The sequence below is a fragment of the Paraburkholderia sp. FT54 genome, assembly GCF_031585635.1.
Lineage (GTDB): Bacteria > Pseudomonadota > Gammaproteobacteria > Burkholderiales > Burkholderiaceae > Paraburkholderia.
In genome coordinates, this window is the sequence record NZ_CP134195.1 from 2,338,818 (window position 1) to 2,365,643 (window position 26,826).

The 26,826-nt window shown below is 64.1% G+C and carries 25 protein-coding genes; 2 read left to right on the top strand and 23 right to left on the bottom strand.

The window, feature by feature from the left end:
- Nucleotides 1–17 precede the first annotated feature (17 nt).
- The 14 genes from RI103_RS10880 to RI103_RS10945 form a co-directional block, all read right to left on the bottom strand.
- Complete coding sequence (locus RI103_RS10880) at nucleotides 18–149, bottom strand: hypothetical protein (RefSeq protein WP_310812045.1); 132 nt, start codon at nucleotides 147–149, stop codon at nucleotides 18–20.
- A gap of 54 nt (nucleotides 150–203) precedes the next feature.
- Complete coding sequence (locus RI103_RS10885; RefSeq protein ID WP_310812046.1) at nucleotides 204–521, bottom strand: hypothetical protein; 318 nt, start codon at nucleotides 519–521, stop codon at nucleotides 204–206.
- Nucleotides 522–713: 192 nt separating this feature from the next.
- A complete protein-coding gene (locus RI103_RS10890) occupies nucleotides 714–1,898 on the bottom strand; it encodes a cystathionine beta-lyase (protein ID WP_310812047.1) in 1,185 nt (394 codons plus the stop codon).
- Between the two features lie 139 nt (nucleotides 1,899–2,037).
- On the bottom strand, nucleotides 2,038–2,685 hold the full coding sequence (locus tag RI103_RS10895; RefSeq protein ID WP_310812048.1) for a hypothetical protein: 648 nt from the start codon (nucleotides 2,683–2,685) through the stop codon (nucleotides 2,038–2,040).
- A 45-nt stretch (nucleotides 2,686–2,730) separates the two neighbouring features.
- The gene (gene bktB / locus RI103_RS10900; RefSeq protein ID WP_310812049.1) at nucleotides 2,731–3,915 is read right to left on the bottom strand and encodes a beta-ketothiolase BktB; all 1,185 of its coding nucleotides are present in this window, start codon (nucleotides 3,913–3,915) and stop codon (nucleotides 2,731–2,733) included.
- A 68-nt stretch (nucleotides 3,916–3,983) separates the two neighbouring features.
- A complete protein-coding gene (locus RI103_RS10905; protein WP_310812050.1) occupies nucleotides 3,984–4,934 on the bottom strand; it encodes a sugar kinase in 951 nt (316 codons plus the stop codon).
- Between the two features lie 3 nt (nucleotides 4,935–4,937).
- Entirely contained in the window at nucleotides 4,938–6,332 is a 1,395-nt protein-coding gene (rimO, locus tag RI103_RS10910) for a 30S ribosomal protein S12 methylthiotransferase RimO (RefSeq protein WP_310812051.1), read from the bottom strand.
- Between the two features lie 81 nt (nucleotides 6,333–6,413).
- On the bottom strand, nucleotides 6,414–7,436 hold the full coding sequence (locus RI103_RS10915) for a tRNA-dihydrouridine synthase (RefSeq protein WP_310812052.1): 1,023 nt from the start codon (nucleotides 7,434–7,436) through the stop codon (nucleotides 6,414–6,416).
- Nucleotides 7,437–7,709: 273 nt separating this feature from the next.
- Complete coding sequence (gene phaR, locus RI103_RS10920) at nucleotides 7,710–8,339, bottom strand: polyhydroxyalkanoate synthesis repressor PhaR (RefSeq protein ID WP_132374758.1); 630 nt, start codon at nucleotides 8,337–8,339, stop codon at nucleotides 7,710–7,712.
- A 131-nt stretch (nucleotides 8,340–8,470) separates the two neighbouring features.
- Nucleotides 8,471–9,211, bottom strand: a complete 741-nt coding sequence (locus RI103_RS10925) for a 3-ketoacyl-ACP reductase (RefSeq protein ID WP_310812053.1) — start codon at nucleotides 9,209–9,211, stop codon at nucleotides 8,471–8,473.
- 182 nt (nucleotides 9,212–9,393) lie between these two features.
- Nucleotides 9,394–10,575, bottom strand: a complete 1,182-nt coding sequence (locus tag RI103_RS10930) for an acetyl-CoA C-acetyltransferase (protein ID WP_310812054.1) — start codon at nucleotides 10,573–10,575, stop codon at nucleotides 9,394–9,396.
- Between the two features lie 136 nt (nucleotides 10,576–10,711).
- Complete coding sequence (gene phaC / locus RI103_RS10935) at nucleotides 10,712–12,541, bottom strand: class I poly(R)-hydroxyalkanoic acid synthase (RefSeq protein ID WP_310815221.1); 1,830 nt, start codon at nucleotides 12,539–12,541, stop codon at nucleotides 10,712–10,714.
- A 638-nt stretch (nucleotides 12,542–13,179) separates the two neighbouring features.
- Entirely contained in the window at nucleotides 13,180–14,037 is an 858-nt protein-coding gene (gene pgeF / locus RI103_RS10940; RefSeq protein ID WP_310812055.1) for a peptidoglycan editing factor PgeF, read from the bottom strand.
- The gene (locus RI103_RS10945; RefSeq protein ID WP_310812056.1) at nucleotides 14,034–15,311 is read right to left on the bottom strand and encodes an RluA family pseudouridine synthase; all 1,278 of its coding nucleotides are present in this window, start codon (nucleotides 15,309–15,311) and stop codon (nucleotides 14,034–14,036) included. The genes pgeF and RI103_RS10945 overlap by 4 nt, the downstream gene beginning before the upstream one ends.
- Before the next feature lie 38 nt (nucleotides 15,312–15,349).
- Here RI103_RS10945 and RI103_RS10950 point away from each other — a divergent pair, with 38 nt between their 5' ends.
- Nucleotides 15,350–16,210 carry an outer membrane protein assembly factor BamD gene (locus RI103_RS10950; RefSeq protein WP_310812057.1) on the top strand — a complete coding sequence of 287 codons (861 nt, stop codon included), beginning with the start codon at nucleotides 15,350–15,352 and terminating at the stop codon, nucleotides 16,208–16,210.
- 143 nt (nucleotides 16,211–16,353) lie between these two features.
- Here the strand turns inward: RI103_RS10950 and rlmD are convergent, their stop codons facing one another.
- The 6 genes from rlmD to surE all read right to left on the bottom strand — a co-directional run bounded on the left by rlmD (nucleotide 16,354) and on the right by surE (nucleotide 22,629).
- The gene (rlmD, locus tag RI103_RS10955; protein ID WP_310812058.1) at nucleotides 16,354–17,772 is read right to left on the bottom strand and encodes a 23S rRNA (uracil(1939)-C(5))-methyltransferase RlmD; all 1,419 of its coding nucleotides are present in this window, start codon (nucleotides 17,770–17,772) and stop codon (nucleotides 16,354–16,356) included.
- Between the two features lie 213 nt (nucleotides 17,773–17,985).
- A complete protein-coding gene (locus tag RI103_RS10960) occupies nucleotides 17,986–18,762 on the bottom strand; it encodes a 3'-5' exonuclease (RefSeq protein ID WP_310812059.1) in 777 nt (258 codons plus the stop codon).
- Nucleotides 18,763–18,766: 4 nt separating this feature from the next.
- Nucleotides 18,767–19,849, bottom strand: a complete 1,083-nt coding sequence (gene rpoS, locus RI103_RS10965) for an RNA polymerase sigma factor RpoS (protein ID WP_310812060.1) — start codon at nucleotides 19,847–19,849, stop codon at nucleotides 18,767–18,769.
- Between the two features lie 16 nt (nucleotides 19,850–19,865).
- On the bottom strand, nucleotides 19,866–20,801 hold the full coding sequence (locus RI103_RS10970; RefSeq protein ID WP_310812061.1) for a peptidoglycan DD-metalloendopeptidase family protein: 936 nt from the start codon (nucleotides 20,799–20,801) through the stop codon (nucleotides 19,866–19,868).
- A gap of 5 nt (nucleotides 20,802–20,806) precedes the next feature.
- Nucleotides 20,807–21,874, bottom strand: coding sequence for a protein-L-isoaspartate(D-aspartate) O-methyltransferase (locus tag RI103_RS10975; RefSeq protein ID WP_310812062.1), 1,068 nt, complete (start codon nucleotides 21,872–21,874; stop codon nucleotides 20,807–20,809).
- A complete protein-coding gene (surE, locus tag RI103_RS10980) occupies nucleotides 21,871–22,629 on the bottom strand; it encodes a 5'/3'-nucleotidase SurE (RefSeq protein ID WP_310812063.1) in 759 nt (252 codons plus the stop codon). Before surE ends, RI103_RS10975 begins: the two co-directional genes overlap by 4 nt.
- 224 nt (nucleotides 22,630–22,853) lie before the next feature.
- Here surE and RI103_RS10985 point away from each other — a divergent pair, with 224 nt between their 5' ends.
- The gene (locus RI103_RS10985; protein ID WP_310812064.1) at nucleotides 22,854–23,828 is read left to right on the top strand and encodes an NADPH:quinone oxidoreductase family protein; all 975 of its coding nucleotides are present in this window, start codon (nucleotides 22,854–22,856) and stop codon (nucleotides 23,826–23,828) included.
- Nucleotides 23,829–23,959: 131 nt separating this feature from the next.
- Here the strand turns inward: RI103_RS10985 and RI103_RS10990 are convergent, their stop codons facing one another.
- The 3 genes from RI103_RS10990 to RI103_RS11000 form a co-directional block, all read right to left on the bottom strand.
- Entirely contained in the window at nucleotides 23,960–24,784 is an 825-nt protein-coding gene (locus RI103_RS10990) for an ABC transporter permease (protein WP_310812065.1), read from the bottom strand.
- A 47-nt stretch (nucleotides 24,785–24,831) separates the two neighbouring features.
- On the bottom strand, nucleotides 24,832–25,644 hold the full coding sequence (locus RI103_RS10995) for an ABC transporter ATP-binding protein (protein ID WP_310812066.1): 813 nt from the start codon (nucleotides 25,642–25,644) through the stop codon (nucleotides 24,832–24,834).
- A gap of 119 nt (nucleotides 25,645–25,763) precedes the next feature.
- Nucleotides 25,764–26,801 (bottom strand): ABC transporter substrate-binding protein, encoded by a 1,038-nt coding sequence (locus tag RI103_RS11000; protein ID WP_310812067.1) that lies wholly within the window; start codon nucleotides 26,799–26,801, stop codon nucleotides 25,764–25,766.
- Between the last annotated feature and the right edge of the window lie 25 nt (nucleotides 26,802–26,826).

Consider the following 26,826-nt stretch of genomic DNA (forward strand, 5'->3'; position numbering starts at 1 on the left):
CGGCGCTGGCAGTGGCTCTATTTTTTCAGAATGTCAGTTGTGAGCACCACCATCATGCTGATCGCATCAAGGCTCATGACGATTACGGCCCACATCAAAAAGCGCGGGTAGATCTTTTCTGAGACTAGCCACAACGAGAATTTTTTCATGATTGCCTCCCTGAGAGGATCAGTATAGATGCCCCACTATCTAAAAAATCTAATTCAGTTGTACATGTAGGATTGCAAATAAAGATGCAGCAATGACCGTGGAGAGAATCGAGATGACAATCTCGGTTGGCGAAAAGCTTCCGCCAGAACCGACGCCTCGCCACGGCCCCGCTCCAGCGCCGTGACCGCTTCATAAATCGCCGACGCAAACAGCCCGATCGCACACCAGAACAGTTGGCCGTCTTTCACCGAGCCGGCGATCAACGTCTTTGCGACGTGCCAGCCGTGCGCGGGGACGACAAGCGCCAGCGTAAAGATCGGGCCGATGATCGGCACGCCGAGATTCAGCAACATCCAGAAGAAAAGATTCATCGAAACTCACCATGGCGCGGCAACCGTTAGTCGGGATGCGCACCATCGTAGCGTCGGGATTTCACGCTGAATATTCGGCCGAATGGTTAGGCTTACTGGCTATATCGACACTCGCCGTTGACAAGAAAAAAGCCCACCGGGAACATGTCCCGATGGGCTCACTCGTCCTACGGAAAAACGTCGTTCGGATGTTTAACCCAGCCCCGCCAGCGACTGCTCGATGTCCGCACGCAAGTCCGCCTCGGCTTCGAGCCCGATATAGAACCGCACCAACGTCCCGCGATGCGGCCACTGTCCTGCCGTGCGCATCGCCACGACGTTGTACGGCATCACGAGGCTGTGCGCTCCGCCCCAGCTCCAGCCGAGCGAGAACAATTCAAGCGACTCGCAGAACGTGTCGATTTGCGCCGGGCTGTAGCGGCCGTCGAACACGACGGAAAAGAGTCCGCCCGCGCCCGTGAAATCGCGCTTGTAAAACTCATGGCCCGGGCAGTCGGACAAGGCCGGGTGCAACACCGTGGCAATTTCCGGCCGCCCCTTCAACCACCTGGCGAGGCCGAGCGCCGCGCGGTCATGCTGCTCGAAGCGCAATTGCATGGTCGGCAGGCTGCGCAGAATCAGCGAGCAGTCGTCGGACGAGACGCCGATACCCATGCGCATGCGCGCCGCCTTCAGCTTCAGATGCAATTCGCGATCGACGGTGATGGTCGCGCCCATCAGCACGTCGCCGCCGCCCGATTGATATTTGGTGAGCGCCTGCACCGAAATGTCGACGCCATGATCGAACGGCCGGAAACCGAGCCCCGCCGACCACGTGTTGTCGATCGCCGTGACGACGTTGCGCGCGCGCGCCGCCGCGGTGATGGCCGGCACGTCGGCCACTTCCATCGTCACCGAGCCGGGTGCTTCGAGCCAGATCAGACGCGTATTCGGCTGGATCACATCGGCGATGCCCGCGCCGATCATCGGATCGTAGTAGCGCACGGTGACGCCGAAATCGCGCGCCAGCCAGTCGCCGTGATCGCGGTTCGGCGAATAGACGTTATCGGGAATCAGCACGTCGTCGCCGGCTTTGACGAGGCCGAAATACACGTTCGAAATCGACGACAGCCCCGACGGCTGCAACAACGCGTGATTGCCGCCCTCGATGGTGGCAAGGCGCTGCGCCAGCGCCAGCGAAGTCGGCGTGGCATGCAGGCCGTAGCGCCATTGCGCGTCGTTCTTCCAGTCGAGCGCGCGCATGGTCGCGAGATCGGGGAACACGACCGTCGACGCCCGAGTGACCGGCATCGAGAACGACTCGAAGCCCGGCGTGAGCTGGTCCTCGGCACGCACGATACGGGTTTGCAAACCGCGTTGGAGTTTGGATTGGGTCATGGTGAGTTTCGGTGAAATGCGGACGGAAACGGAGGGCGCGCGGTTTCAAGGCGCGCGCCGCACCCGCAAGAGTAGACGAGCTGGCGGGATTTCGCTTGCGGGCAGCGCGCGAGACGTCGGGCGTCACGCGGCTGCGGTTTCACTCGCCGGTTTGCAGGTTGCTGACGCCACCCACGGCGTGGCCGCCGGTGGCGGCGGCCGAAGCCGGCGCCGTGGCGGCGCCCGCGGAGGCCTGCGGCGCGGCTGTAGCCTTGTCCGCCGCGGTCGCCGGCGCGCCGGGCGGCGGCACCGCCTGCCCTGCCGCCAGCGGCTTCAGATCGAACGGCTGCGGATCGGAATCGTCGACGTTCATGCGCTCGCCCGCCACCGAGCCGTCCGCCGCGAACTTGCCGACCCAGTTGCCGGTGATATGAGTGCCGTCGTTCGATTCCTCGACTTCGAGCGTGTCGCCGTCGCGGTCGCCCGCGATCAGGATCACCACGCCGGTGTCCGTGAACTGATACTCGCCGTGCACGCCGGATGGGTCGTCGCTTTTCGGGCCGAGCTTCAGCACGATCTGGCGCGAGCCCAGCATGCCGGCGTAGCGCGGGAACTTCGCGAAATCGGGGCTGGGCCTGAGCGGCAACTGGATCGGCGGGGGCGCCGCCAACTCCTTCACCGCGTCGCTTTCCGCCCATGCCTGCGCGGGCAGCATCGCCGCCGCGCCGGCACACAGCAATGCGGCAGCGCTCGTGACTGCCCAGCCGCGCCGACGCACCGCACCCTTCATCGATTTCAATTCCCGCATCCCTTCCTCATTGCTCGATACCGCTTGCTACTGACACGCAGCGCGTCAGATCCGTTCGAAGATCGCCGCGATGCCTTGGCCGCCGCCGATACACATCGTGACCAGCGCATAGCGCCCGCCGATCCGCTGCAGTTCGTACAGCGCCTTGACGGTGATGAGCGCACCGGTCGCGCCGATCGGGTGGCCGAGCGAAATGCCCGAGCCGTTCGGATTGACCTTGGCCGGATCGAAGCCCAACTCCTTGCTGACCGCGCACGCCTGCGCGGCGAACGCTTCATTGGCCTCGATCACGTCGAGATCGGCGACGGTCAGCCCGGCCCGTTCGAGCGCCTTGCGGGTGGCCGGCACCGGGCCGATGCCCATGTACGCTGGATCGACGCCGGCATGCGCGTACGACACGAGCCGCGCCAGCGGCTTGATGCCGCGCTGTTGCGCGAGGCTGCGCTCCATCAGCACGACGGCCGCGGCGGCGTCGTTGATGCCCGATGCGTTGCCGGCCGTTACCGTGCCATTTTCTTTCGCGAACACCGGCTTCAGTTTCGAGAAATCTTCCGCCGACGCGTTCATGCGCGTGTGTTCGTCCGTGTCGAACACGACGTCGCCTTTCTTCGACGGGATCGTGATCGGCAGGATCTGTTGCTTGAAGTAGCCGCTCGTGATCGCATTGGCCGCACGGCGGTGCGATTCGAGGGCGAGCGCGTCCTGCGCTTCGCGCGAGATATCGTATTTGCGCGCGACGTTCTCGGCGGTCACGCCCATATGGATCGACTGGAACGGATCGTTCAGCGCGCCGACCATCATGTCGACGAGGCGCGCGTCGCCCATGCGCTGACCGAAGCGCGCGGCCGGCATGGAGTAAGGCGCGCGGCTCATGTTTTCCGCGCCGCCGCCGATCGCGATGTCGGCGTCGCCGAGCAGCACGCTTTGCGCGGCCGAGACAATGGCCTGCAAGCCGGAGCCGCACAGGCGGTTCACGGTCAGCGCCGGCGCATGTTGCGCGACGCCGCCGTTGATCGCGGCCACGCGCGCGAGGTACATGTCTTTCGGTTCGGTATGCACGACGTTGCCGAACACCACGTGGCCGACTTCGTCGCCCGACACGTTGGCGCGCGCCAGCACTTCACGCACGACGCGTGCGCCCAGATCGGTCGGCGAAAAATCTTTCAGACTGCCGCCGAAACCGCCGATTGCCGTACGCACACCGCTTACCACCACTACGTCCCGTTGCATCGCTCGCTCCTCTTCTAGTCTGTCAAGATGATCTTGCCTCGGCGGGCCGCGCTTCATGGCGCGTGTGTTCAGCCCGCCAGAAGTTGTTCGACCGTCGCGCGCGACGGAATCGGCGCCACCGCGCCGTAACCTTGCGTGGACAGCGCCGCGGCGACGTTCGCATAACGCGCCGCTGCAAATGGATCGTCACCCGCGACGATGCGCGCGATGAACGCGCCGCCGAAGCAGTCGCCCGCGCCGGTTGCGTCGACTGCATTGACGGCGTGGCCCGGCACGACGCGCCGCTCGTTCGGCGTCGCGATATACGAGCCCTCTTTGCCGAGCTTCAGCGCAACCACGCGCGGGCCGTGCGACAGCAGGAAATCGACGATCTCGTCACGGCCGGTCAGGCCTGTGAGGTCGGTGACGTCGTCCCAGCTCGGCAGACAGATGTCGGTCTGGCGGATGGCTTCGAGCATCACCGCGCGCGCCCGCGCGAGTGGCCACAGCTTCAGACGCAGATTGGTGTCGAAGCTCACGCGCACGCCGTTGGCGCGCGCGTGAGCGATCGCTTCCAGCGCCGCGTCGCAGGCGCTCAGGCTGATCGCGAGACTGATGCCGGACAGATGAACTACCTTGGCCGCGGCGATCGCGTCGAGCGGCAGATCGTGCGGCGCATAGCGGCTCGCGGCCGAACCGGCGCGCAGATAGTCGAACGCGTGACCATTCGGACCGTGCGACACGAAATACACACCCGTGGACGCCTGCGGATCGACGCGCACCAGCGACGTGTCCACCTGCTCGCGCTCCCACAGATCGACCAGCAGCCGCCCGAAATGATCCGCGCCCACCGCCGACACGAAACCGGTCCGCGCGCCTTGCCGTGCGGCCGCGATACAGAAGTTCGACGTATCGCCGCCGAAACCTTGCAGATAGTTCGGCTGGTCTTTCGCCGACTGGTTGAATTCGATCATCGCCTCGCCGAGCGCGAGGATTTCGGGGCGCTGGACTTGCGGCGCGGCAGTCGTGCTCGCCGTCATCGATTAAACCTCGCCCCACAGGTCATGACCGTCGGCGCCGGTGATTTTGACCGACACGAAATCGCCGACCTTGTAGCGCCTCGACGCCTTGACGGCAGGCGCGATATACACGACGCCGTCGATCTCCGGCGCATCAGCCGCGGTGCGGCCGATGCCGCCGTCGGCATTGATCTCGTCGACCAGCACCTTCAGCGTCTTGCCGACCTTCTTCGCGATACGCTTCGCCGACACTTCTTCGGCGACTTCCATGAAGCGCGCGCGACGCTCTTCGCGCACTTCGTCGGGCAACGCGCCGTCGAGTTCGTTGGCCGTTGCGCCTTCGACCGGCGAATAGGCGAAGCAGCCGACACGATCCAGTTCCGCCTCGCGGATGAAGTCGAGCAGCGTCTGGAACTGCTCTTCGGTCTCGCCCGGGAAGCCGGCGATGAACGTGCTGCGGATAGTCAGATCCGGGCACATCTCGCGCCATTTCTTCACGCGCTCCAACACCTTCTCGGCGTTGGCCGGGCGCTTCATGCGCTTCAACACTTCCGGATGCGCGTGCTGGAACGGCACGTCGAGGTACGGCAGCACGTGGCCCTTGTAGGGGCCTTCGGCCATCATCGGAATCACTTCGTCGACGCTCGGATACGGATACACGTAATGCAGACGCACCCATGCGCCGTATTGCGCGGCGAGTTCGCCAAGCGCGCCGACCAGATCGGTCATGCGCGTCTTGATCGGCTTGCCGTTCCAGAAACCCGTGCGGTATTTGACGTCGACGCCATAGGCGCTCGTGTCCTGCGAAATCACCAGCAGTTCTTTCACGCCCGACTTGAAGAGATTTTCCGCTTCGAGCATCACGTCGGCGACGGGACGCGACACGAGGTCGCCGCGCATGGACGGGATGATGCAGAACGTGCAGCGGTGATTGCAGCCTTCGGAAATCTTCAGGTACGCGTAATGGCGCGGCGTGAGCTTGACGCCCGCGGCCGGCACCAGATCGACGAACGGATCGTGCGGCTTCGGCAGATGGGTGTGCACGTGCTGCATCACTTCGCCGAGCGCGTGCGGGCCGGTCACGGCGAGCACTTTCGGATGCACTTCTTCGATCAGCCCCGAGCCGCTCGCACTCTTCTTGGCGCCGAGACAGCCGGTCACGATCACCTTGCCATTTTCGTTGAGCGCCTCGCCGATCGCGTCGAGACTTTCCTGCACCGCTTCGTCGATGAAGCCGCAGGTGTTGACGACCACGAGGTCCGCGCCGTCGTACGTGCCGGAGATCTCGTAACCTTCGGCGCGCAGTTGGGTGATGATCTGCTCGGAATCGACCAGGGCTTTCGGGCAGCCGAGCGACACAAAGCCGACCTTCGGCGTGGCAGTCGGGGCAATCGGGGCAATCGGGGGGGTGGCAGACATGGGGGACCGCTTGAAGACGTTAAACCCTGAATTGTAGCGGTTCACCACGGCTGCCGCTCGTAAGTCTTTGAATATTCGCCCTCAAACGACCGCGACGTCTGCTGGATCGACTCGGCCGAGGCGCGCGAATTGATGTGTCGCCATTAAGTGGCCCACGGCCAAAGCACGCTCGATTACTTCCAGGATTTCGTGCGAATCCTGCACCCGGCGGATCGCCGCATGCAGTTCGGCGGCTTGCGGCCAGGTGCGCTGCAGGTAGCTCAGCCACTTTTTGACGCGTCCGTGCTCGTGCCGGGAGGCGACCCGAGCTTGCAGTTTTCGCAGATAACCGGCGATGTGGCCAAGCGCGTCCTGCCATTCCCCTTCGGATGGGGAGCGGTCCATCAGTCCGCGTATCCGAAGCGCCAGGAAAGGGTCCGATACGGCGCCGCGTCCGATCATCACGTCCGCACAGCCGCTGACCGCGCGACAGCGCTCCCAGTCGGCCACCGTCCAGACTTCTCCGTTCGCGATGACCGGCACGTCCACGGCGGCGTCGATACGCGCGATCCACTCCCAGTGCGCGGGCGGCCGGTAACCGTGATCCCGCGTTCTGGCATGCACGACGAGCGAGGCCGCGCCGCCTTCGGCCAGCGCCGTGGCGCAATCGATCGCGAGCGAGGTGTCGGACACGCCGAGGCGCATTTTCGCCGTCACGGCGATGCCGGCCGGCACCGCGGCGCGAACCGCTGAGACGATCCGGTTCAGTTGTTCAGGGTCGGCCAGCAGCATGGCTCCGCCGCCGTGCTGATTCACGACCTTGGCCGGACATCCGAAGTTCAGGTCGATTCCATGCGGCGACAACGTGGCTGCGTGGGCGGCGTTCCGGGCCATCCATGCTGGATCGCTGCCGAGCAGTTGGATCACCATCGGCGTGCCGTTCGGAGTGTGGCCTCCTTCGAGCACTTCGGGCGCTTCCCGCTCGTAGACGCGACTGGGAAGCAGGGAGCCGGTCACGCGGATGAATTCGGACACGCATCCGTCGAAGCCGCCGATGCCGGTCAGCACGTCGCGTAATACATAGTCCGCGAGGCCCTCCATCGGGGCGAGGTAGAGCCGGCTCATGCGAGAGCGGGCGCCGGACGGTGGCGCATTTCCTGCGGATAAGTGAGGCAGCCGTAAAACATGAGATCAGCGGTCGGAATGGGGGTGGAATTGGCGGCCAGAGCGCCCTCTCCGAGGAAAATGCCCCACACACGCAGGTCGCGATTGTACCGCGTCGGCACCGACCGCCTGGCGCCAAGGCAAAGGCTGCGCTAGCGACGTCAAGGCTCCGGGGCCTCGCCCCGGCGACGCCCAACGCCGGGACACCCCACTCGCTCGAACGCTTGCGCGCCGCTACTTCTTCTCCGGCTCCGGATTGACTTCCGGATTGCTCTGCGGATTGGCCGGCGCATTCCCGGGATTGGCCGCATTGACCGCGCCACCCGGCGTAAACGGGAACGTGGCGAACATCGACTTCGCCTGGTTCTGCATCTGCTCCTGCATCTGCACGAACATGTTCTTCGACTGCTCGATATAGCTGGTCATCATGCCCTGCATCATCGGCGCCTGCATGTTCATGAACTGCGACCAGACTTCGGGGTTCATCGCCTTGCCTTCGTACAGATTCTTCGACTGGTCGGCGAGCTTCGCCTGGATGTCGATGAAGGCCTGGATATTCTTTTCCAGGTACGTGCCCATCATGCCCTGCATCGCATGACCGTAGAAACGGATGATCTGCGAGAGCATCGACGACGAGAACATCGGCAAGCCGCCGCTCTCCTCTTCGAGAATGATCTGCAAAAGGATGGCGCGCGTCAGATCCTCGTTGCTCTTCGCATCGATGACCTTGAAATCCTCCTGATCCAACACGAGCTGTTTGACGTCCGTCAGCGTGATGTACGTGCTTGTCTCGGTATCGTAGAGCCGACGATTCGGATATTTCTTGATCAGTCGTTCGGCTGTTTTCTTTGTAGTAGTGGTCATGTAACGCCTTTGAGCGCAAGTTGAGCGCGGAAACGGCGTCAGCGGCTGCGCAATCGGGCCATTGCGCAGTCGAGACGCCGCCGAACCATCTGAGCCGAAGCGCGCTGCCTTGCGAGCGGCACGCCGGTGACTCAGCCCATATGCAAACCGCCGTTCAGCGAAAAATCAGCGCCCGTGGAGAAACCCGATTCATCCGATGCCAGCCATGCCACGATCGAGCCGATTTCCTGCGGCTGACCGAGTCGGCGCACCGGAATTGTAGCGACGATCTTTTCCAGCACGTCGGGGCGGATCGACTTGACCATATCGGTGCCGATGTAGCCCGGCGACACGGTATTGACCGTCACGCCCTTGGTGGCCACTTCCTGCGCCAGCGACATCGTGAAGCCGTGAATGCCGGCCTTCGCGGTCGAGTAGTTGGTCTGGCCGAACTGGCCCTTCTGGCCGTTCACCGACGAAATGTTGATGATGCGGCCAAAACCACGCTCGACCATGCCGTCGATCACCTGCTTGGTGACGTTGAACAGGCTGGTCAGGTTGGTGTCGATCACCGCCGTCCAGTCTTCGTGCGTCATCTTGCGGAATACGACGTCGCGCGTAATGCCGGCATTATTCACCAGCACATCGATCTCGCCGACTTCGGCCTTGACCTTGTCGAACGCGTTCTTGGTCGATTCCCAATCGCCGACGTTGCCTTCGGACGCGATGAAATCGAAGCCCAGGGCCTTCTGCTCTTCGAGCCACTTCACGCGGCGCGGCGAGTTCGGACCGCAGCCCGCGACGACCTTGAAGCCCTCTTTGTGCAGCCGCTGGCAAATGCTCGTGCCGATGCCACCCATCCCGCCCGTTACGTACGCAATTCGCTGTGTCATAAACTAGACTCCATTATCGTTTTCGAGGCGCCGACTGGCGGCCTCTTCCCTCGCCTGTGCTTCATCTCCGCTGCCGCCGGGCGACCGGCTGACGAGGCCTGCGCTGACCGCGCGCCACAGCGCGCGGCAACGTTCCATTCGACGCATGACCGACGCCCGTGGCGCCGGCCACGCGCCCTTGTTCAGGCGCGCTCGAGCGCCAGCGCCACACCCATGCCGCCGCCGATACACAGCGACGCCAGACCCTTCTTCGCATCGCGCTTCTGCATTTCGTGCAGCAGCGTGACGAGAATCCGGCAACCGGACGCGCCGATCGGGTGGCCGATCGCAATCGCGCCGCCGTTCACGTTGATCTTCGACGTGTCCCAGCCCATTTGCTGATTCACGGCGCACGCCTGCGCGGCAAACGCTTCGTTGATTTCCATCAGGTCCAGATCGGCCGGCGTCCAGCCCGCGCGTTCGAGACAGCGGCGCGATGCCGGCACCGGGCCCATGCCCATCACCTTCGGGTCCAGACCCGAGGTCGCGTAAGCCTTGATGCGCGCGAGCGGCGTCAGGCCGAGCGCCTCCGCCTTCTTCGCCGACATCACCAGCACGGCCGCCGCGCCGTCGTTCAGACCCGACGCATTGGCCGCCGTCACCGAGCCTTCTTTCGAGAAGGCCGGTTTCAAGCCCGCCAGCGATTCAGCCGTTACGCCATGGCGCACGAACTCGTCCGTTGCGAAACGCAGCGGCTCGCCCTTGCGTTGCGGGATTTCGACCGGCACGATTTCGTCGTTGAAGCGGCCCGATTTCTGCGCGGCTTCCGCCTTGTTCTGCGACAGCGCCGCGAACGCGTCCTGCTGCTCGCGCGTGATGCCGTATTCCTTGGCGACGTTTTCCGCCGTCACGCCCATGTGGTACTGGTTGTAGACGTCCCACAGGCCGTCGACGATCATCGAGTCGACCAGCTTTGCGTCGCCCATGCGGAAACCGTCGCGCGAGCCCGGCAGCACGTGCGGCGCCGCGCTCATGTTTTCCTGACCACCGGCCACCACGATATCCGCGTCACCGGCAATGATGGCGTTGGCCGCGAGCATCACGGACTTCAGGCCCGAACCGCACACCACGTTGATCGTCATCGCGGGCACGGCGGTGGGCAAGCCCGCCTTGATCAGCGACTGACGCGCCGGATTCTGGCCCGACCCTGCCGTCAGCACCTGACCCAGGATCACTTCGCTCACCTGCTCGGGCTTCAGGCCAGCCCGCTCGAGGACGGCGCGAATCACCGTGGCGCCGAGTTCGGGCGCGGCGATCTTCGCCAGCGACCCACCGAATTTGCCTACTGCCGTACGGGCGGCCGATACGATCACAACATCAGTCATTTCGATATCCTCCGGGCGGTCGGCCGCATGCGCCGCTGCCCGTCAAGTTAAAAATCTCGTTGCTCTTAATCACGCCCTGATTCAATCAGACGCTCGTTCACACCGCAGACAACCGCGCCATGAAGCACGCTCGAACTTACTCCCGTTGCCGCACGTAACGCCCGGGCGCCGGCTCGATCACCGGGAAGTCAGCCGAGCCAGCCGTGGCGCGCGGCTTCACCTTCTTGCCGCCGTACTGATCGAGCCACGTGGTCCATTCCGGCCACCAGCTGCCAGCGACGTCGGTAGCCTGATCGAGCCATTCGTCCGGGTTCTCCGGCAGCGTTTTCCCGTCGCCTTCCAGCGTCCAGAAATTGCGCTTCTTCTTCGCGGGCGGATTGATCACACCGGCGATGTGACCCGACGCGCCGAGCACGAACTTCAACGGCCCGTTGAGAAGCGGCACCGACGCGTACGCCGTTTGCCACGGCACGATATGGTCTTCGCGTGAACCGTAGATGAAGGTGGGCACATCGATCTTCGAGAGATCGACTGGTTCGCCGCACGTGGTCAACGCACCCGGCTCGCGCAGACGATTCTCGAGATACGTATGGCGCAAATACCAGACATACATCGGGCCCGGCAGGTTGGTCGAGTCGCTGTTCCAGTACAGCAGGTCGAACGGCACGGGCGTGCGACCTTTGAGGTAATTGTCGACGACGTAGTTCCACACCAGATCGTTCGGCCGCAGAAACGAGAACGTGTTGGCGAACTCGATGCCGCGCATCAGCCCCGGCGGCGTACCGTTCTTGCCGCCGATGGTCTGCTCGCGCATCTGCACATGCGCCTCGTCGACGAACACGTCGAGCACGCCGGTGTCCGAGAAATCGAGCATGGCGGTGAGCAGCGTCATGGACGCGGCCGGGTGTTCGCCGCGCGCCGCGGCCACCGCGAGCGCCGTGGCGAGCATCGTGCCGCCGACGCAGAAACCAAGCGTGTTGATCTGCTCGCGGCCGCTGATCTTGCTCACCGTGTCGATGGCGGTGAGCACGCCCTCGCTGATGTAGTCGTCCCAGGTTTTATGCGCGATCGATTGATCCGCGTTGCGCCACGAAATCAGGAACACCTGATGCCCGGAATCGAGCCCGTGAGCGACCAGCGAATTCTCCGGCTGCAGGTCGAGAATGTAGAACTTGTTGATGCAAGGCGGCACGATGAGGAGCGGCCGTTCACGCACGGTCGGCGTGCGCGGCTTGTACTGGATCACCTGCATCAGGTCGTTTTCGAACACGACCGAGCCTTCGGTGTTCGCAAGATTCTCACCGACTACAAAACCCGATTCGTCGGTCTGCGAGATCTTGCCACGCTGCAAGTCGCCGAGCAGGTTCATCACGCCCTGGCGCAAGCTCTCGCCCTTGCTGTCCAGCAAGGTTTTTTGCGCTTCCGGATTCAATGCGAAGAAGTTGCTCGGCGATGCCGCCGCGGTCCACTGCTGCACGGCGAAGCGGATCCGCTCGCGCACCTTGGGTTCGATGTCGAGCGCGTCGACCATTTCCTGCAGATAGCGCGCGTTCAACAGATACCAGGCGGCAGTGAAGGCATACGCCGGCGCCGAACTCCATGCGTCGGAACTGAAGCGGCGGTCCTTGAGTTCCGGCGCCTGAGTCGCGGACGTGGTGGCTTGCTGAATCAATTCCATTGCCTCGCGCGAATAGTCAGCCTGCAGTTTCTGCAGACGCTCGGATGGAATGGCCGCGCTCGATATGTTCAGACCGGCGAAGGACGGCATGCCGGGCATCGATCCCGCCGCCAGTTTGCTGAAATCGGGCATGCCGGGAAACGACGGCATTTGAGGGAAACCCTGCGGCAGACTGATTTGAGGCATTTGCAGCGGTATCTGAGGCATCGTGAAAGGCATGCCGTTGCCGCCTGGCGATGTGCCGAGCGAACGCCATGCGTTCATCCACACGTCGAGAAACTGCTGCATGCCCGCGGCCGGTGTTGCACCGCTCGTACCGGCCTGCTGCATGTGCTCCGTCGAGGAGTCCGTGCTGGGGGAAGCTGAGGAATGAGAAGCTGCCATACCTGCTTTTGACCGGTAAGTCCTTGCGGACGGGTTGAGAGGCAGGTTCGTGCGCACGTGAGCAAAATGCTCGCGACCTCGTCACGCCCTGTCCCTTGTACGAGGAGCCGTGAGGAACATTCTTGCTCCCCATCGCAAGGCATGTCAATGCTTGTTCCCGATTTTGCCGCAGTGCGATAGTTTTTTAATTATCGTTTTCCCTGTGTAGAAGATCGCGCTTTTGGAACCTGCGTGATTCGAGACCCGGTCGAACGAAAAAAGCTCCCGTATTGCATGGGTTTATGTGTGTTTATCCGTTCGCGGACGGACAGTTTTGGCGGCAGATTTACGCCAGCGCGCGGAATTCCGGCAGTGCAGCAAAAACGCCGGCATTCCTCCGAATAAACCCGGATACGTGTGCTCGCAGGCAAGCATCATGCGGGGGCGGTAATGCTCAGACCAACACGCCCGCAGCATGACGTCTCGACATGTCGATGTCGTACTGCGGGCGCGTGTGCATTGAATTTCGCAGGAGAGTGGCCGCGCACGATGCGCGTCGCAAGCTAGTCCGCGATCGACTGCGCCCGATCGTCGAGCCAGATCAACGCGGCCATGCGGCCGGTCTCGCGATCGCGGCGATAGGAATAGAAACGCTCACGTTGCGTGACCGTGCAAAGATCGCCGCCGACAATGCGCGTCACGCCGAGCCGTTGCAGACGCAACCGCGCCAGCGCCGGGAGATCGGCGAGATATTTGCCGGGATTGTGCGGATGCTCGACGAACGCGTTTGCCGTCGCATCGCGTTGTGCGGCGCCGACGCCGTTCATGAAGGCGTCACGCACATCCGCACCGACCTCGAAGGCGTCAGGACCGATCGACGGGCCGAGATAAGCGTGCAATGCGCCCGCCTCCACGCCGGCGAGTTCGGCGACGCGCTGCGCCGTCTGCTCGACGATGCCCGCCGCCAGTCCACGCCATCCCGCATGCGCCGCGCCGACCGCGCGGCCCGCTTCGTCGCAGAACAACACCGGCATGCAATCAGCCACCATCACGACGCACACCGTGCCGGGACGATCGGTGACGCTGGCATCGGCGCGCGTCGGTGTGCCGTTCGTGCGCGCCTGTGCGAGCACCTCTTCCGCGCGCACGATGCCGGCGCCGTGAATCTGTTCGAGCCATGCGGCCTCGCTCACGCCGGCCAGCTTCAACAGACGCTCGCGATTGGCCGCGACCGCGGCCGGATCGTCGCCGGATTTAAAGCCCAGATTCAGGCCGCCGGGCAAATCAGCGCCGTCCCGCCAACGGCCGAACGGCGCTTCACTTACGCCGCCGTCACGTGTGGTGACGAGTGCGCGCACGCGCGGCGACACATTCCATGCAGGTTGCACGACATCAGCAAAGCTCAGCTCGGGCACGTTCATGCGTGATTGTCCTCGTCGTGTTCGTCAGCGTCATCGCCGGCTTCGTCGTGATCCAGTGCGCCGTCTTCATCGGCGTCCTCATCGAGCGACGCGTCGTAGTCGTCTTCCTCGTAGTACGTGTCGTCGAACTCGCCGGCGTCGTCGCGGCCGAGGCCGAGCGCCGCCGACAGCGCTTCCATGTCGGCCGGCACATCGGCGCGCCATTGCATCGTGCGGCCGGTCTGCGGATGAATCAGACCGAGGCGCCATGCATGCAGCGCCTGACGCGCGAAGCCGTCCGGCAGCGGCGTCACCGAGCGCTTGCCGCGCGCGCGCCCGTACACCGGATCGCCGAGCAGCGGATGACCGATGTGCGCGCAATGCACGCGAATCTGATGGGTGCGTCCGGTTTCCAGATCGCAATGAATCGCGGTCACCGGCTGACGCTGCCAGATCGCCGAATCGACACGCCGGAAATGCGTGCGCGCGGGCTTGCCCGAAGCGCTCGTGACCACCGCCATGCGTGTGCGTTCGCGCGGATCGCGGCCGATCGGCGCGTCGATCGTGCCTTCTTCAGGCATGTTGCCCCACACCAGCGCGAGATAACGGCGCTTCACCGTGCGCGCCTGCAACTGGCGCACGAGGTCGGTCTGCGCCTCGAGCGTGCGCGCCACCACCATCAAGCCGGAGGTTTCCTTGTCGAGACGGTGCACGATGCCCGCGCGCGGCAGGCCCGCGGCCGCGTCGCCATAACGGTACAGCAGACCGTTGAGCACGGTGCCGCTCCAGTTGCCGGCCGCCGGATGCACGACCATGCCGGCCGGCTTGTTGATGACCACCAGCGTGTCGTCCTCGTAGACGATCTCCAGCGGCACCGGCTCCGGCGTGAACGCGAGCTGCTCGGGCAGCAGATCGGGCACGAGCTCGATGGTCGCGCCAAGCGGCACGGGCTGACGGATTTTCGCGGGCTTGCCGTCGATCCGCACGCGCTCGGCCTCGATCCAGCTCTGCAGGCGATTGCGCGAGAACTCGGGAAAAACCCGTGCGAGCACCTTGTCGAGACGCTCGCCGGCCAGTTCGTCCGGCACGACGACGCTGCGCGGCGTCTCGTCCGCCACGCGGCTCGCCACGGTCGGCACGTGGGCGGGCAGCACGGCGGCGCCGAGCGCGTCGCTGCCGAGATCGTCGTCGAGGGAATCGACGCCCAACGCGTCGGAGGGGTCAGCGCTTACGCTATAATCTTTGTTGCTATTCCCGGCGCCGGTTGCGGCGCCTGGAGTATTTGAGCGGGTCATTGAGTCTGGGTCACCTGGACGTAAAGCTAGACTGGAAAATGCGAGCCTTGAACACCATCACTAAAACGGCGATCAATTTGGCGGCCATCAAGAAGGCGGCCGGGAAAGTGGCCAGATACATTGCGTGCGCCGCAGCCGTCGCCGTTGTCGCGGCTTGCCACGGCCTGCCGGAAAAGACCGACGAGACGGCAACGTGGAACAACAACAAATTATATACGGAGGCGAACGACGCACTGACCGGTGGTGACTTCGGCAAGTGCGCCAAGTACTTCGAAATGCTCGAAGGGCGCGATCCGTTCGGTCACTTCGCGCAGCAGGCGCAGATCAATGTCGCGTACTGCAACTGGAAGGACAACGAAAACGCCGCCGCCGACCAGGCCATCGACCGCTTCATCCAGCTGCATCCGGATCATCCGGACATCGCTTACGCGTACTACCTGAAGGGCATGATCCACTTCAACGACGACCTCGGTCTGTTCGGCCGCTTCTCAGGTCAGGACATGAGCGAGCGCGATCCGAAGTCGCTGCGCGAGTCGTACGACGCCTTCAAGATCGTGGTGGACAAATATCCGAACAGCAAGTATGCGCCGGACGCCGCGCAACGCATGCGCTATATCGTGAACGCACTGGCGTCGCACGAAGTCCACGCGGCGGATTACTACTACCGCCGTGGCGCCTATGTCGCCGCGATCAACCGCGCGCAACTGGCGCTCACGCAGTACAAGAACGCACCGGCTATCGAAGACGCACTGCACATCATGATGCTGTCGTATGAAAAGCTGAACCAGCCGCAACTGGCCGACGACACGAAGCGCGTGCTGGCTGGCACCTTCCCCGACAGCCCGTACATCACGGGTCATGCAAGGCCGGGTAAGGAAAAGTCGTGGTGGCAATTCTAAGCCGCACGGCGCGCTGAAAATCAGCCGGAAATTAAAAACGCCACGACTTCGGTCGTGGCGTTTTTGTTTGTGGCTTGCCACATCGCCGCGCTGTCATGCCGCCGCACTGTCATGCTGCGCCGGTGCATCCGCAGCGCGGCGCGTCAATCCCGCTCGAACAACGCAATCGACTCCACATGCGACGTATGCGGGAACATGTTCACGACGCCCGCGCCCAACAGCCGATAGCCCGCCTCGTGCACGAGCAGGCCGGCATCGCGCGCGAGCGTCGCCGGCGCGCACGACACGTAGACGATGCGCTTGGGCAGCGGTCCATGGCCGCTCTGAGCGATCTCCGCGAGCGCCTTGGCGACGGCCAGGGCGCCTTCGCGCGGCGGGTCGATGAGGAACTTGTCGAAGTGGCCGAGCGCGCGCATGTCGTCGGCGGTGACTTCGAACAGGTTGCGGCACGCGAACGACGTATGTCCCGCCACGCCGTTCAGCTCGGCATTGGCCAGCGCGCGCGAGGTCAGCACCTCGCTGCCTTCGATGCCCACCACTTCCCGCGATATGCGCGCGAGCGGCAGCGTGAAGTTACCGATCCCGCAAAACAGATCGAGCACGCGATCCGTGCGCGCCGGCGCCAGCAGCCGCAGCGCACGGCTCACCAGCACGCGGTTGATGGCGTGATTCACCTGGGTGAAGTCGGTCGGCTTGAACGGCATGCGGATGCCGTATTCCGGCAGCGTGTAGTCGAGCTGCACGTCGAGCGGATAGAACGGCGTGACCGTGTCCGGGCCGCCCGGCTGCAGCCAGAACTGCACCTTGTGCTGGTCGGCGAAATCGCGCAGCACCTGCTCGTCCGCAGCGGTGAGGGGCTCGAGATTGCGCACCACCAGCGCCGTGACCGTCGAGCCGACCGCCAGTTCGAGCTGCGGCAGGCGGTCGTAGATCGACAGCTTGCGAACCATGAAACGCAACGGCATCAGCATGGCCGACACATGCGGCGGCAGCACTTCGCAGGTCTTCATGTCGGCGATGTAGCTGCTCTTCTTCTCGTGGAAGCCGATCCGCATGCCGCCCTTTTCCGGCAGGAAACGCACGGCCAGCCGCGCACGATAGCGATAGCCCCAGGACGGCCCGTGAATCGGCCGGAACACTGTCTCGGGGCGCAGCTTCGCCAGATGTTGCAGGTTGTCTTCGAGCACGCGCTGCTTGACGGCCACCTGAGCGCGGATGTCGAGATGCTGCATCGAACAGCCGCCGCAGATATCGAAGTAAGTGCATTTCGGCGTGGTGCGCATCACGCTTTCGCGGAACACCTGCACCACTTCGGCCTGTTCGAATTTTGGCTTGCTGCGATGCGTCGAATAGCTGACGCGCTCGCCGGGCAACGCGCCTTCTACAAAGATCACCTTGCCGGGCGTGCCGTCTTCGGTCTCGGTGCGGCCGACGCCGCGCGCTTCCATATCGAGCGAAACGATTTCGATGACCGGCTCATTGCCGGTGACGATGTGTGCCGGCGCGGGCGGAGGCGTCTTGAAGCGCTTCGGCGCGCGGCGATGGGGGGCAGTTCGGGACACCTGCGACTTCCTGACAAACTTGAGGGAAAGGCGAGATTGTAGACGAAGCGCCGGGCCCGGCCATCATTCGGCACGGCGGGGAATGGCCCCCGCGCGGGCTCAGGCCGAGCGTGGCGCCGGCCCGCAGACGCGCGACCTGCACCCAGGCGAAAGCCGCAGCGGCTTCGCCATCCGCCGCCGCGCCAACCCGTCATGCCGCGAACCGCGAGCGGCTTACTGATCAAATGCCGCCAGATATTCCGCCCATTGCGGCGCCGTTTCCAGCGCCAAGGCGTTCTTGACCAGGTTGATCTCGTCAGCATACTCGGCGGGCGAAAATGCGCCGCGGATCAACTGGAAGCGGCAATAGAGCAAGTACGTATTGACGACGTCAGTCTCGCAGTAGTTGCGAATTTCCTCGATGCGTCCGTCCTGGTAGGCGTGCCACACCTGGCTGCCGTCCATGCCCATTTTGCCGGGGAAGCCGCACATCTTGGCGAGCGCGTCGAGCGGCGCGTTGGCGCGCGCCTGGTACATGGCGAGCACGTCCATCAGATCCGTGTGCCGCGCGTGATACCGGCTGATGTAGTTGTTCCACTTGAACTCGCGGTCGTCCTCGCCAAGATCCCAGAACTTGTAGGCGGGAATGCCGTTGACGAGCGCGCGGTAGTTCAGCACCGGCAGGTCGAAGCCGCCGCCGTTCCACGACACGAGCTGCGGCGTGTACTTCTCGATCACGCGATAAAACGACTGCACCAGCGCGGCCTCGCCGTCTTCCAGCGTGCCGAGCGAGCGCACCCGGAAGCCGTTGTTGTCGCGGAACACGCAGGAGATCGCGGCGATCCGTTGCAGATGATGCGGCAGGAAATCACTACCAGTCTTTTCGCGGCGCGCGGCGAACGCATGCTCGGCGACTTCGGCGTCACTCAGGGTGGCGGGCAAATCTTCGAGGCGGCGAATGCCGGCGACATCGGGAATCGTCTCGATGTCGAATACAAGAATCGGTGTCATCAGGTTATAGAACGGCGTCCTTCCGAACACCGTTGGAGGCGAAGAAGCGCTTCAACCGCACGAGCGCTTCCTGTTGGATCTGACGCACACGCTCACGCGTGAGGCCCATTTCGTCGGCCAGCTCTTCGAGCGTGGCGGGTTCGATGTGATTCAGGCCGAAGCGCCGCTCGATCACATGACGATGTTTATCCGACAGGCGAGCGAGCCACGCGCGTGTAAGCGTTTCCAGTTCGCGGTGCTGCACTTCGGCGTCCGGCGACTGGCTCTGGTCGTCCGACAGCAGATCGAGCAGGCTGCTTGCAGGATCGAGATCGAGCGGCGCGTCCAGCGACGCGGTGTGCTCGTTCAGCGCGAGGATGTCGGTGACTTCATCGGTGGTCTTGCCGGTCAGATAGGCGATGTCGTCGATGCTGGCGTCGCGGCGCTCGGCGGCTTCACCGGAGTTCATCGAATTTTTTTCCAGATGGCGCTTGGCGCGCAGCACCTGGTTGAGTTCACGAATCACATGCACCGGCAAACGGACCGTGCGCGCCTGGTTCATGATGGCGCGCTCGATACTCTGGCGGATCCACCACGTGGCGTAAGTGGAAAACCGGAAGCCGCGCGTCGGATCGAATTTTTCGATCGCGTGCATCAGGCCGAGATTGCCCTCTTCGATCAGATCGAGAAGCGGCACACCGCGGTTCAGGTAGCCCTTCGCGATGCTGACGACGAGCCGCAGATTGCGCTCGATCATGACCTGCCGCGCTTCGAACTCGCCCGCCTTGGCAAGACGCGAATACTTCTGCTCTTCCTCGACGGTCAGGAGCGGCTTGACGCTGATTCGGTTCAGGTAGTGCTGAATCGTGTCGGCCGTCAGCTCGGCTTGCAGCAGCGCGCGGAAATCGTCCGCGTCCGGAGCGGCTTCGCTCGTGACTTCACGGGCCTCGCCGCTTTCGTCCGCGCCGCCCTGGCGTTCGTCGAGATCGCGCTCCTCGGCGATCTCCTCTTCCACTTCCGAAGCGCCGCTTTCGTCGACCGAAGCGGACATAGCGTGGCTGATCGTCTCAGACTCGGCTTGCGGCGGGCGGCGCTTCGATTTCGGCATGGTCGTATCGTATCGCTTATTGCGGCGGCAAATACTTCAGTGGGTCGACAGGTTTACCCTGCCGGCGAACTTCGAAATGCAACATCACACGGTCGGAATCGCTATTGCCCATCTCAGCGATCTTCTGCCCCTTCGTTACCGCGTCCCCCTCTTTTACCATCAAAGCGCGGTTATGTGCATACGCTGTGAGATAAGTTGCGTCATGCTTGATGATAATGAGATTGCCGTAACCACGCAGCCCATTTCCTGCATAAACCACGCGACCGTCCGCCGACGCCTTGACCGGATCGCCCGCGGCGCCGCCGATATTCACGCCCTTGTTGGTCGAATCGTTAAAGGTGCCGAGAAGCGGCCCGCGCACCGGCCACGCGAAGGCCACGTTGCCGGACGCGCCGGCGTTCGAGTCGCCTGCCGCGCCCGGGGTGGCCGGCGGTGTCAGCGACGCGTTGTTCGTGGCGGAGCCGTAGATCGGCGGCGCCGCGACGCCGGCTGCGGCGCCCGCGGACGGCGGCGTGCTGCCGAGCGGCGCGCTTTGCACTGCGGCGCCGCTGCCGATCGGCGCGGTCGACACGCCCGGCGTCAATGCCGCGGTGTTCGCACCCGGCGGCACGACGCGCAGCAACTGGTCGACTTCGATCTGATTCGGGTTGGTGAGATTGTTCCACGCCGAAATGTCGCGATAGTTCTGGCCGTTCTCCAACGCGATCCGGTACAGCGTGTCGCCCGGTTTCACGCGATAGTAGCCCGGCGGCGGCGGTCCGAGCGGCACGGCCGGCTGCGCGCCTTGCGTGGTGAGCACACCGCCGCCGGAGCGGTCGACGACCGGCGCCTGATCGAGCCGGGATGCACAGGCCGTCATCAACAGGGACAAGGCGAGCACGCACACGCTACGCTGGGTTACGGTCATGGGGACATTCAGTCTGGTTCTTTGCATCGCGCGCAACATACTCATCGGTGTCAAATCACTCCGGATTTTAAGGGTACAAAGAAAACGCGATCAAGCCGCGACTCGCGCCACTGCGCGGGTCCGAGACGCTCGACCAGAGTCAGCACCTGGTTCTGGCCTTCCTGCGAACCGACCGGTGCGACCAGACGGCCGCCGATCGCGAGTTGTTCAAGTAATGCTTGCGGTACGTCGAGCCCCGCCGCGGCGATCACGATCGCGTCGAACGGCGCCGCCGACGGCAGTCCCAACCGACCGTCGCCGTAGTGCAGGCGGATGTTCGGAATGCGCAGCGGACGCAAATTCGTCTTCGCGCGTTCGGACAACGGCCTGATACGTTCGATCGAGTAAACCTCGCGCGCGACCTGGCTCAGCACGGCCGCCTGATAGCCGCAGCCGGTGCCGATTTCGAGCACGTTGTTCAGCGCGCGGCCGGCGGCGGCCAGCTCGATCATCCGCGCGACCACGGAAGGCTTGGAGATCGTCTGGTGATGGCCGATCGGCAAGGCCGCATCTTCGTAGGCCTGAACCGCGAGACCCGGGTCGACGAACATGTGGCGCGGCACCACCGACATCGCGTTCAACACGCGCTGATCGGTCACGCCATTCGCACGCAGGCGTTCGACCATCCGTTCGCGAACCCGTTCCGACGTGAGTGCCATCGCGCCATTCAAAGCGACGTTCGGCGCGGCGCTGCGTTCAGCGGATCGGGCAGCGGGCTTGGCCGGCGCCGCCGACTGTGGCGCGGGGCGCGCGCTCGAGCTCTGCACGGCGGCCTTGGGTGGTGCTTTAACCGGCGCCTTGGCGGCAGGTGCGGCCAGCGGCTTCGGCGGCGTTGCTGCGGATGGCCGGGTTTGCGGCTTCACCTGCACCGCGGTCTGAGCCGTCGCCTGCTGCCTGGATTGGGACTTACCCGTTGAACCCGGCGGTGCGTTCTTTACCGGCTGCTGACGCGCGTTCAGCGCGGCGCTCGCGGCCAGCGCCGCCGCGCGAATTTCGCCCGGGCGCCCTTCGGGCCGGCGCGGTTCGCGCACCAGATCCTCGAGGCCGAGCGGAAAGCGCTTGGCGCGCTCGCTGGTCATGAAGCGCCGCTGCCGGCGCGCGCCCAGTCGCGCGCCGCAGGCAGCATTTGCGTGTGGGTCAGGTCGAGCTGCAGCGGCGTGATCGACACGTGACCGTTGGCGACGGCGTGAAAGTCGGTGCCTGCGCTCGCGTCGCGCGCGCTGCCGGCCGGACCGATCCAGTAGATCGGTTCGCCGCGCGGGTTGGTCTGGCGGATCACCGGCTGCGACGGATGCCGTTTGCCGAGACGCGTGATCTGCCAGTCGCCGAGTTGCTCGTAAGGCAGATTCGGAATGTTGATGTTCAAAAGCGGATGCCCGGGCAACGGCTGCTGGAGATAGTGCGCAACGATTTCAGCGGCGACACGCACGGCGTCGTCGAGATGCACCCAGTCCTTGTCGACCAGCGAGAAGGCGATGGCCGGCACGCCGAACATGATGCCCTCGGTGGCGGCCGCGACGGTGCCTGAATAGAGCGTGTCTTCGCCCATGTTCTGACCGTTGTTGATACCCGAGACCACGAGGTCCGGCGTATGGTCGAGCATGCCCGTCAGCGCGATGTGCACCGAGTCGGTGGGCGTGCCGTTCACGTAGTAGAAACCATTGGCCGAGCGCAGTACCGAGAGCGGCCGCGACAGCGTCAGGGAATTCGACGCGCCGCTGCAATTCTGTTCGGGTGCCATCACGGTGACGTCCGCGATCGGCTTGAGCGCTTCGTAAAGCGCAGCAAGGCCGGGCGCAAGATAACCGTCGTCGTTGCTGAGTAGGATTCGCATGCGGCGATTGTAACCGAGGAAAGAAGACGCGCGAACGACACGGCGGGCCGTGCGCGCGCCGTATGCAACACGCACGCGTCGGGATCGTGAATGGCCGGCGCGAGTCGGCGGCCGGACGCGCATCGATCGCTTGCCGATCACGGGTAAGGCAATAAAAACGCACGGTCGTGCTGATTGTTTTACACTCAGAATACTTGCGAACCCCTGATCGATATGGAGACACGATGCGCGCGATTCGCTGCAAACAATATGGGCCGCCGGAGAGCCTGGTCGTCGAAAACCTGCCGGACCTCGAGCCGCCGCCTGGCCACGTTGTGATCGACGTCAAAGCGGCAGCCGTCAACTTTCCCGATGTGCTGATCATCGAGAACAAATACCAGTTCAAACCACCCCTGCCCTTTACGCCTGGCTCGGAAGTCGCGGGCGTGGTGCGCGCGGTGGGCGCCGACGTCACGCAGTTCAAGGTCGGCTCGCGCGTGGTCGCGTTCACCGGTCAGGGCGGTTTCGCGGAGCAGGCGCTCGCGCCAGCCACAGCCTGTGTGCCGTTGGCGGACGATGTCGACTTGGAGTTGGCCGCGGCGTTCACGCTGGCGTACGGCACTTCGCATCACGCCGTGGTCGATCGCGGCGCGTTGCAAGCGGGCGAGACGATGCTGGTGCTCGGCGCGGCCGGCGGCGTCGGACTGGCGGCCGTCGAAATCGGCAAGGCGCTCGGCGCGCGCGTGATCGCGGCGGCGTCGAGCGACGAGAAACTCGCGACCTGCGTCAGGCACGGCGCGGATGCCACCATCAACTACAGCACCGAGGACCTGCGCGAGCGCATCAAGGCGCTCACCGCTGGCCAGGGCCCGGACGTGATCTACGATCCCGTCGGCGGCGTGTATGCGGAGCCGGCGTTTCGCAGCATCGGCTGGCGCGGGCGCTATCTGGTGGTCGGCTTTGCAAACGGCGAGATTCCGAAGCTGCCGCTCAACTTGACGCTGCTCAAAGGCGCGAGTCTGGTCGGCGTATTCTGGGGCGACTTTGCGAAGCGCGAGCCGCAACGCAATCACGCGGCGTTCCAGCAGATGACGCGGTGGATCGGTGAAGGCAAGCTCAAGCCGTACGTGTCGGCGCGCTATTCGCTCGAGGACACTGGGCGCGCGTTGCGTGATATGGCAGAGCGTCGCGTGATCGGGAAGGTGGTGGTGACGCCTTAGTCCTGGCGCGACCGATTCGTTCTGGTCGCAGCCAAACGAAGCGACGCGCGGTTTTCCAACGGGCGCGTCGGTTCGTTTTCGCCGAGTGTCGTGCGTTGAGCTTCGCGCGTTTAACTTCGCGTTGCGCTGACCTACAACTTTTCCGTATCGCCCGTCTTGGGCTGCCACTTCATCAAGCGCCGCTCGCCGATACCGACGATGGCATCGAGAATCAGCGCGAACGCGGTGAGCACCAGAATCCCGGCAAACACCGTATTGATATCGAAGGTGCCTTCGGCCTGCAAAATCAGATAACCGACGCCGCGCGCCGAGCCGAGATATTCGCCCACCACCGAGCCGACGAACGCCAGTCCCACCGACGTATGCAAGCTGGAAAACACCCAGCTCATCGCGCTCGGCAAGTAGACGAAGCGCAGCAACTGCTTGCCGTTCGCGCCGAGCATGCGCGCGTTGGCGAGCACGACCGGACTGACTTCCTTCACGCCCTGATAGACATTGAAGAACACGATAAAGAACACCAGCGTGACGCCGAGCGCCACCTTCGACCAGATGCCCAGCCCGAACCACACGCCAAAGATCGGCGCGAGAATCACGCGCGGCATCGAATTGGCGGCTTTGATGTACGGATCGAACAGCGCGCTCGCGAGCGGCGAGAGCGCGAGCCACAAACCCACGCCGAGCCCGAGCGCGGTGCCGAGCGTGAACGCGAGCACGGTTTCGACCAGCGTGATCCACAGGTGCAGATAGATCTCGCCGCCCGTGAACCACTCCCAGATCCGCTGCAGCACTTTCTGCGGCTCGCCGAAGAAGAACGCGGCTTTATTCGGATCGTCGAAATAGAAAGCCGGCAGCAGCGTCGGGCTGGTCAGCACGTACCAGAGCACGAAGCACAGCACGAGCAGCAGCCATTGCCAGATCACCAGATTCGCCCGGTTCGGGCGCAACGTCTTCCACATGACTCGGTTTGCCTTGGACGATTGATTGACGCCAATACGTGACGCGTTTATACGGCGGTGAGTTGTTGCTGATAACCCTTGAGTACTTCGTCGCGCAACACGCTCCAGATCTGCGCATGCAATTCGACGAAACGCGGATGCGAGCGGATTTCGGCAACGTCGCGCGGACGCGGCAGGTCGATCGTGAATTCGCCGATCGGATGCGTGCCAGGCCCGGCGGACAGCACCACTACACGATCGGACATCGCGATCGCTTCGTCGAGATCGTGCGTGATGAACAGCACCGCTTTGCGTTTGGCGGCCCACAGGTCGAGCAACTCGTTTTCCATCAACTGACGGGTCTGGATATCGAGCGCGGAAAACGGCTCGTCCATCAGAATGATGTCGGGATCGAGAATCAGCGTCTGCGCCATCGCGACGCGCTTGCGCATGCCGCCCGATAGCTGATGCGGATAACGATCGCCGAAACCACCGAGACCGACGCGCTTCAACCACTCGTCGGCTTTAACGCGGGCTTCGACGGGCGGCACGCCGTGGAACGCGAGGCCGGCCATCACGTTGTCGATGGCTGAGCGCCACGGCATCAGCGCGTCGGCCTGGAACATGTAGCCGGCGCGTCGGTTGATGCCCTTGAGCGGCTCGCCGAACACGCTGACCGTGCCCGACGACGGTCCGAGCAAACCCGCGCCGACATTGAGCAGCGTGGATTTGCCGCAGCCGGTCGGGCCGACCACCGAGACGAACTCGCCGGGCGCGATGCGCAAGGTGGTGTCCCTCACCGCCGTGTAGCGCTGCGCGCGGTTGTCGCGCGCGGCGAACGTGCAGGTGATGTTGTCGAGCGCCAGTGCGGCAACGGTCATCGTTCAGCTCGCTTCGAAAGATCGGATTGGGTTTGTGATCACGTCATGGCCAGCGGCGGGGCCGAAGCCGATGCGAACGCGGCTCGCGCCGCCTCGCAGCCCGCACGCCCAGGCTCGGCTCAAGCCTTGACGGTGCTCAGCGCTTTCTTGACGAAGTCGTTGGTCCACGTCTTCGACAGATCGATCGGCTTGCCTTGCACGTTCGGGTCGAATGCCTGCAAGGTCTTCAGCGACGTCGCGGGGCCGTCCGCCGGCATCAGGCCATCGGGCGACATCGCTTCCTTCACGTGCTGCCACGCGTCCAGATACACCGCGCGGTCGCCGAGCAGGTAGCCTTCCGGCACCGTGTTGATCAGTTCGCTGCCGGTCGCCGTTTGCAGCCACTTGAGCGCGCGCACCATCGCGTTGGTCAGCGCCTGCGTGGTGTTGGGATTCTTCGTGATGAAAGTTTGCGACGCATACAGGCAGCCCGCCGGCATATCGCCGCCGAAGACGCTGCGCGTGTCGGCGAGCGTGCGCGTGTCCGACACCACGCGAATCTCGCCGGTGCGCTCGAGTTTGGTCATGACGGGGTCGAGGTTGGCGATAGCGTCGATCTGCCCCGACTGCAACGCGGCGATCGCGCCGGCACCCGCGCCCACGCCGATGAACGCGACGTCTTTCGCGCTCAGCCCGGCTTTCGCCAGCACGAAGCTCGCCATGATCGAAGTCGACGAACCCGGCGCGGTCACGCCGATTTTCTTGCCCTTCAGATCGGCAATCGATTTGTAGTTCGGCATGGTCTTCTTCGAGATCGCGAGCACGATCTGCGGCGCGCGTCCCTGCAGGACGAATTCGCGGAACATCTGCTTCTGCGCCTGCAGCAGCAAGGTATGCTCGAACGCGCCGGACACCACGTCCGCGCTGCCGCCGACGGCCGCCTTCAACGCCTGCGAGCCGCCCGCGAAATCGGAGATTTCGACGTCGAGCCCTTCGTCCTTGAAGTAGTTGCGGCGCTCCGCGATGGTGAGCGGCAAGTAGTAGAACAGGTTCTTGCCGCCGACCGCGATCGCCACCTTGCTGGTCTCAGGTTTGCCCTGCGCGAAGGCGAGCGGCGTGGCGGCGAGCGTGGCGCCCGCGAGTGCGGCAGTGCCGGCGAGAAAACTTCTCCGTTGCATGGTCTCGAGTCTCCAAACTTTTGTT

Excerpts from the sequence above, each read along its gene's own strand:
- rimO (WP_310812051.1), bottom strand. The coding sequence starts at position 6,332 with ATGTCTGCCACCCCCCCGATTGCCCCGATTGCCCCGACTGCCACGCCG.
- RI103_RS10985 (WP_310812064.1), top strand. The coding sequence starts at position 22,854 with ATGCGCGCGATTCGCTGCAAACAATATGGGCCGCCGGAGAGCCTGGTC.
- pgeF (WP_310812055.1), bottom strand. The coding sequence starts at position 14,037 with ATGAACGTGCCCGAGCTGAGCTTTGCTGATGTCGTGCAACCTGCATGG.
- RI103_RS10990 (WP_310812065.1), bottom strand. The coding sequence starts at position 24,784 with ATGTGGAAGACGTTGCGCCCGAACCGGGCGAATCTGGTGATCTGGCAA.
- RI103_RS10930 (WP_310812054.1), bottom strand. The coding sequence starts at position 10,575 with ATGACTGATGTTGTGATCGTATCGGCCGCCCGTACGGCAGTAGGCAAA.
- RI103_RS10925 (WP_310812053.1), bottom strand. The coding sequence starts at position 9,211 with ATGACACAGCGAATTGCGTACGTAACGGGCGGGATGGGTGGCATCGGC.
- RI103_RS10960 (WP_310812059.1), bottom strand. The coding sequence starts at position 18,762 with ATGACACCGATTCTTGTATTCGACATCGAGACGATTCCCGATGTCGCC.
- RI103_RS11000 (WP_310812067.1), bottom strand. The coding sequence starts at position 26,801 with ATGCAACGGAGAAGTTTTCTCGCCGGCACTGCCGCACTCGCGGGCGCC.
- phaR (WP_132374758.1), bottom strand. The coding sequence starts at position 8,339 with ATGACCACTACTACAAAGAAAACAGCCGAACGACTGATCAAGAAATAT.
- phaC (WP_310815221.1), bottom strand. The coding sequence starts at position 12,541 with ATGCAGCAGTTTCTCGACGTGTGGATGAACGCATGGCGTTCGCTCGGC.
- RI103_RS10885 (WP_310812046.1), bottom strand. The coding sequence starts at position 521 with ATGAATCTTTTCTTCTGGATGTTGCTGAATCTCGGCGTGCCGATCATC.
- surE (WP_310812063.1), bottom strand. The coding sequence starts at position 22,629 with ATGCGAATCCTACTCAGCAACGACGACGGTTATCTTGCGCCCGGCCTT.
- RI103_RS10895 (WP_310812048.1), bottom strand. The coding sequence starts at position 2,685 with ATGCGGGAATTGAAATCGATGAAGGGTGCGGTGCGTCGGCGCGGCTGG.
- bktB (WP_310812049.1), bottom strand. The coding sequence starts at position 3,915 with ATGCAACGGGACGTAGTGGTGGTAAGCGGTGTGCGTACGGCAATCGGC.
- rpoS (WP_310812060.1), bottom strand. The coding sequence starts at position 19,849 with ATGCCGAAATCGAAGCGCCGCCCGCCGCAAGCCGAGTCTGAGACGATC.
- RI103_RS10975 (WP_310812062.1), bottom strand. The coding sequence starts at position 21,874 with ATGACCAGCGAGCGCGCCAAGCGCTTTCCGCTCGGCCTCGAGGATCTG.
- RI103_RS10970 (WP_310812061.1), bottom strand. The coding sequence starts at position 20,801 with ATGAGTATGTTGCGCGCGATGCAAAGAACCAGACTGAATGTCCCCATG.
- RI103_RS10905 (WP_310812050.1), bottom strand. The coding sequence starts at position 4,934 with ATGACGGCGAGCACGACTGCCGCGCCGCAAGTCCAGCGCCCCGAAATC.
- RI103_RS10945 (WP_310812056.1), bottom strand. The coding sequence starts at position 15,311 with ATGACCCGCTCAAATACTCCAGGCGCCGCAACCGGCGCCGGGAATAGC.
- RI103_RS10915 (WP_310812052.1), bottom strand. The coding sequence starts at position 7,436 with ATGAGCCGGCTCTACCTCGCCCCGATGGAGGGCCTCGCGGACTATGTA.
- RI103_RS10880 (WP_310812045.1), bottom strand. The coding sequence starts at position 149 with ATGAAAAAATTCTCGTTGTGGCTAGTCTCAGAAAAGATCTACCCGCGC.
- RI103_RS10890 (WP_310812047.1), bottom strand. The coding sequence starts at position 1,898 with ATGACCCAATCCAAACTCCAACGCGGTTTGCAAACCCGTATCGTGCGT.
- RI103_RS10995 (WP_310812066.1), bottom strand. The coding sequence starts at position 25,644 with ATGACCGTTGCCGCACTGGCGCTCGACAACATCACCTGCACGTTCGCC.
- RI103_RS10950 (WP_310812057.1), top strand. The coding sequence starts at position 15,350 with ATGCGAGCCTTGAACACCATCACTAAAACGGCGATCAATTTGGCGGCC.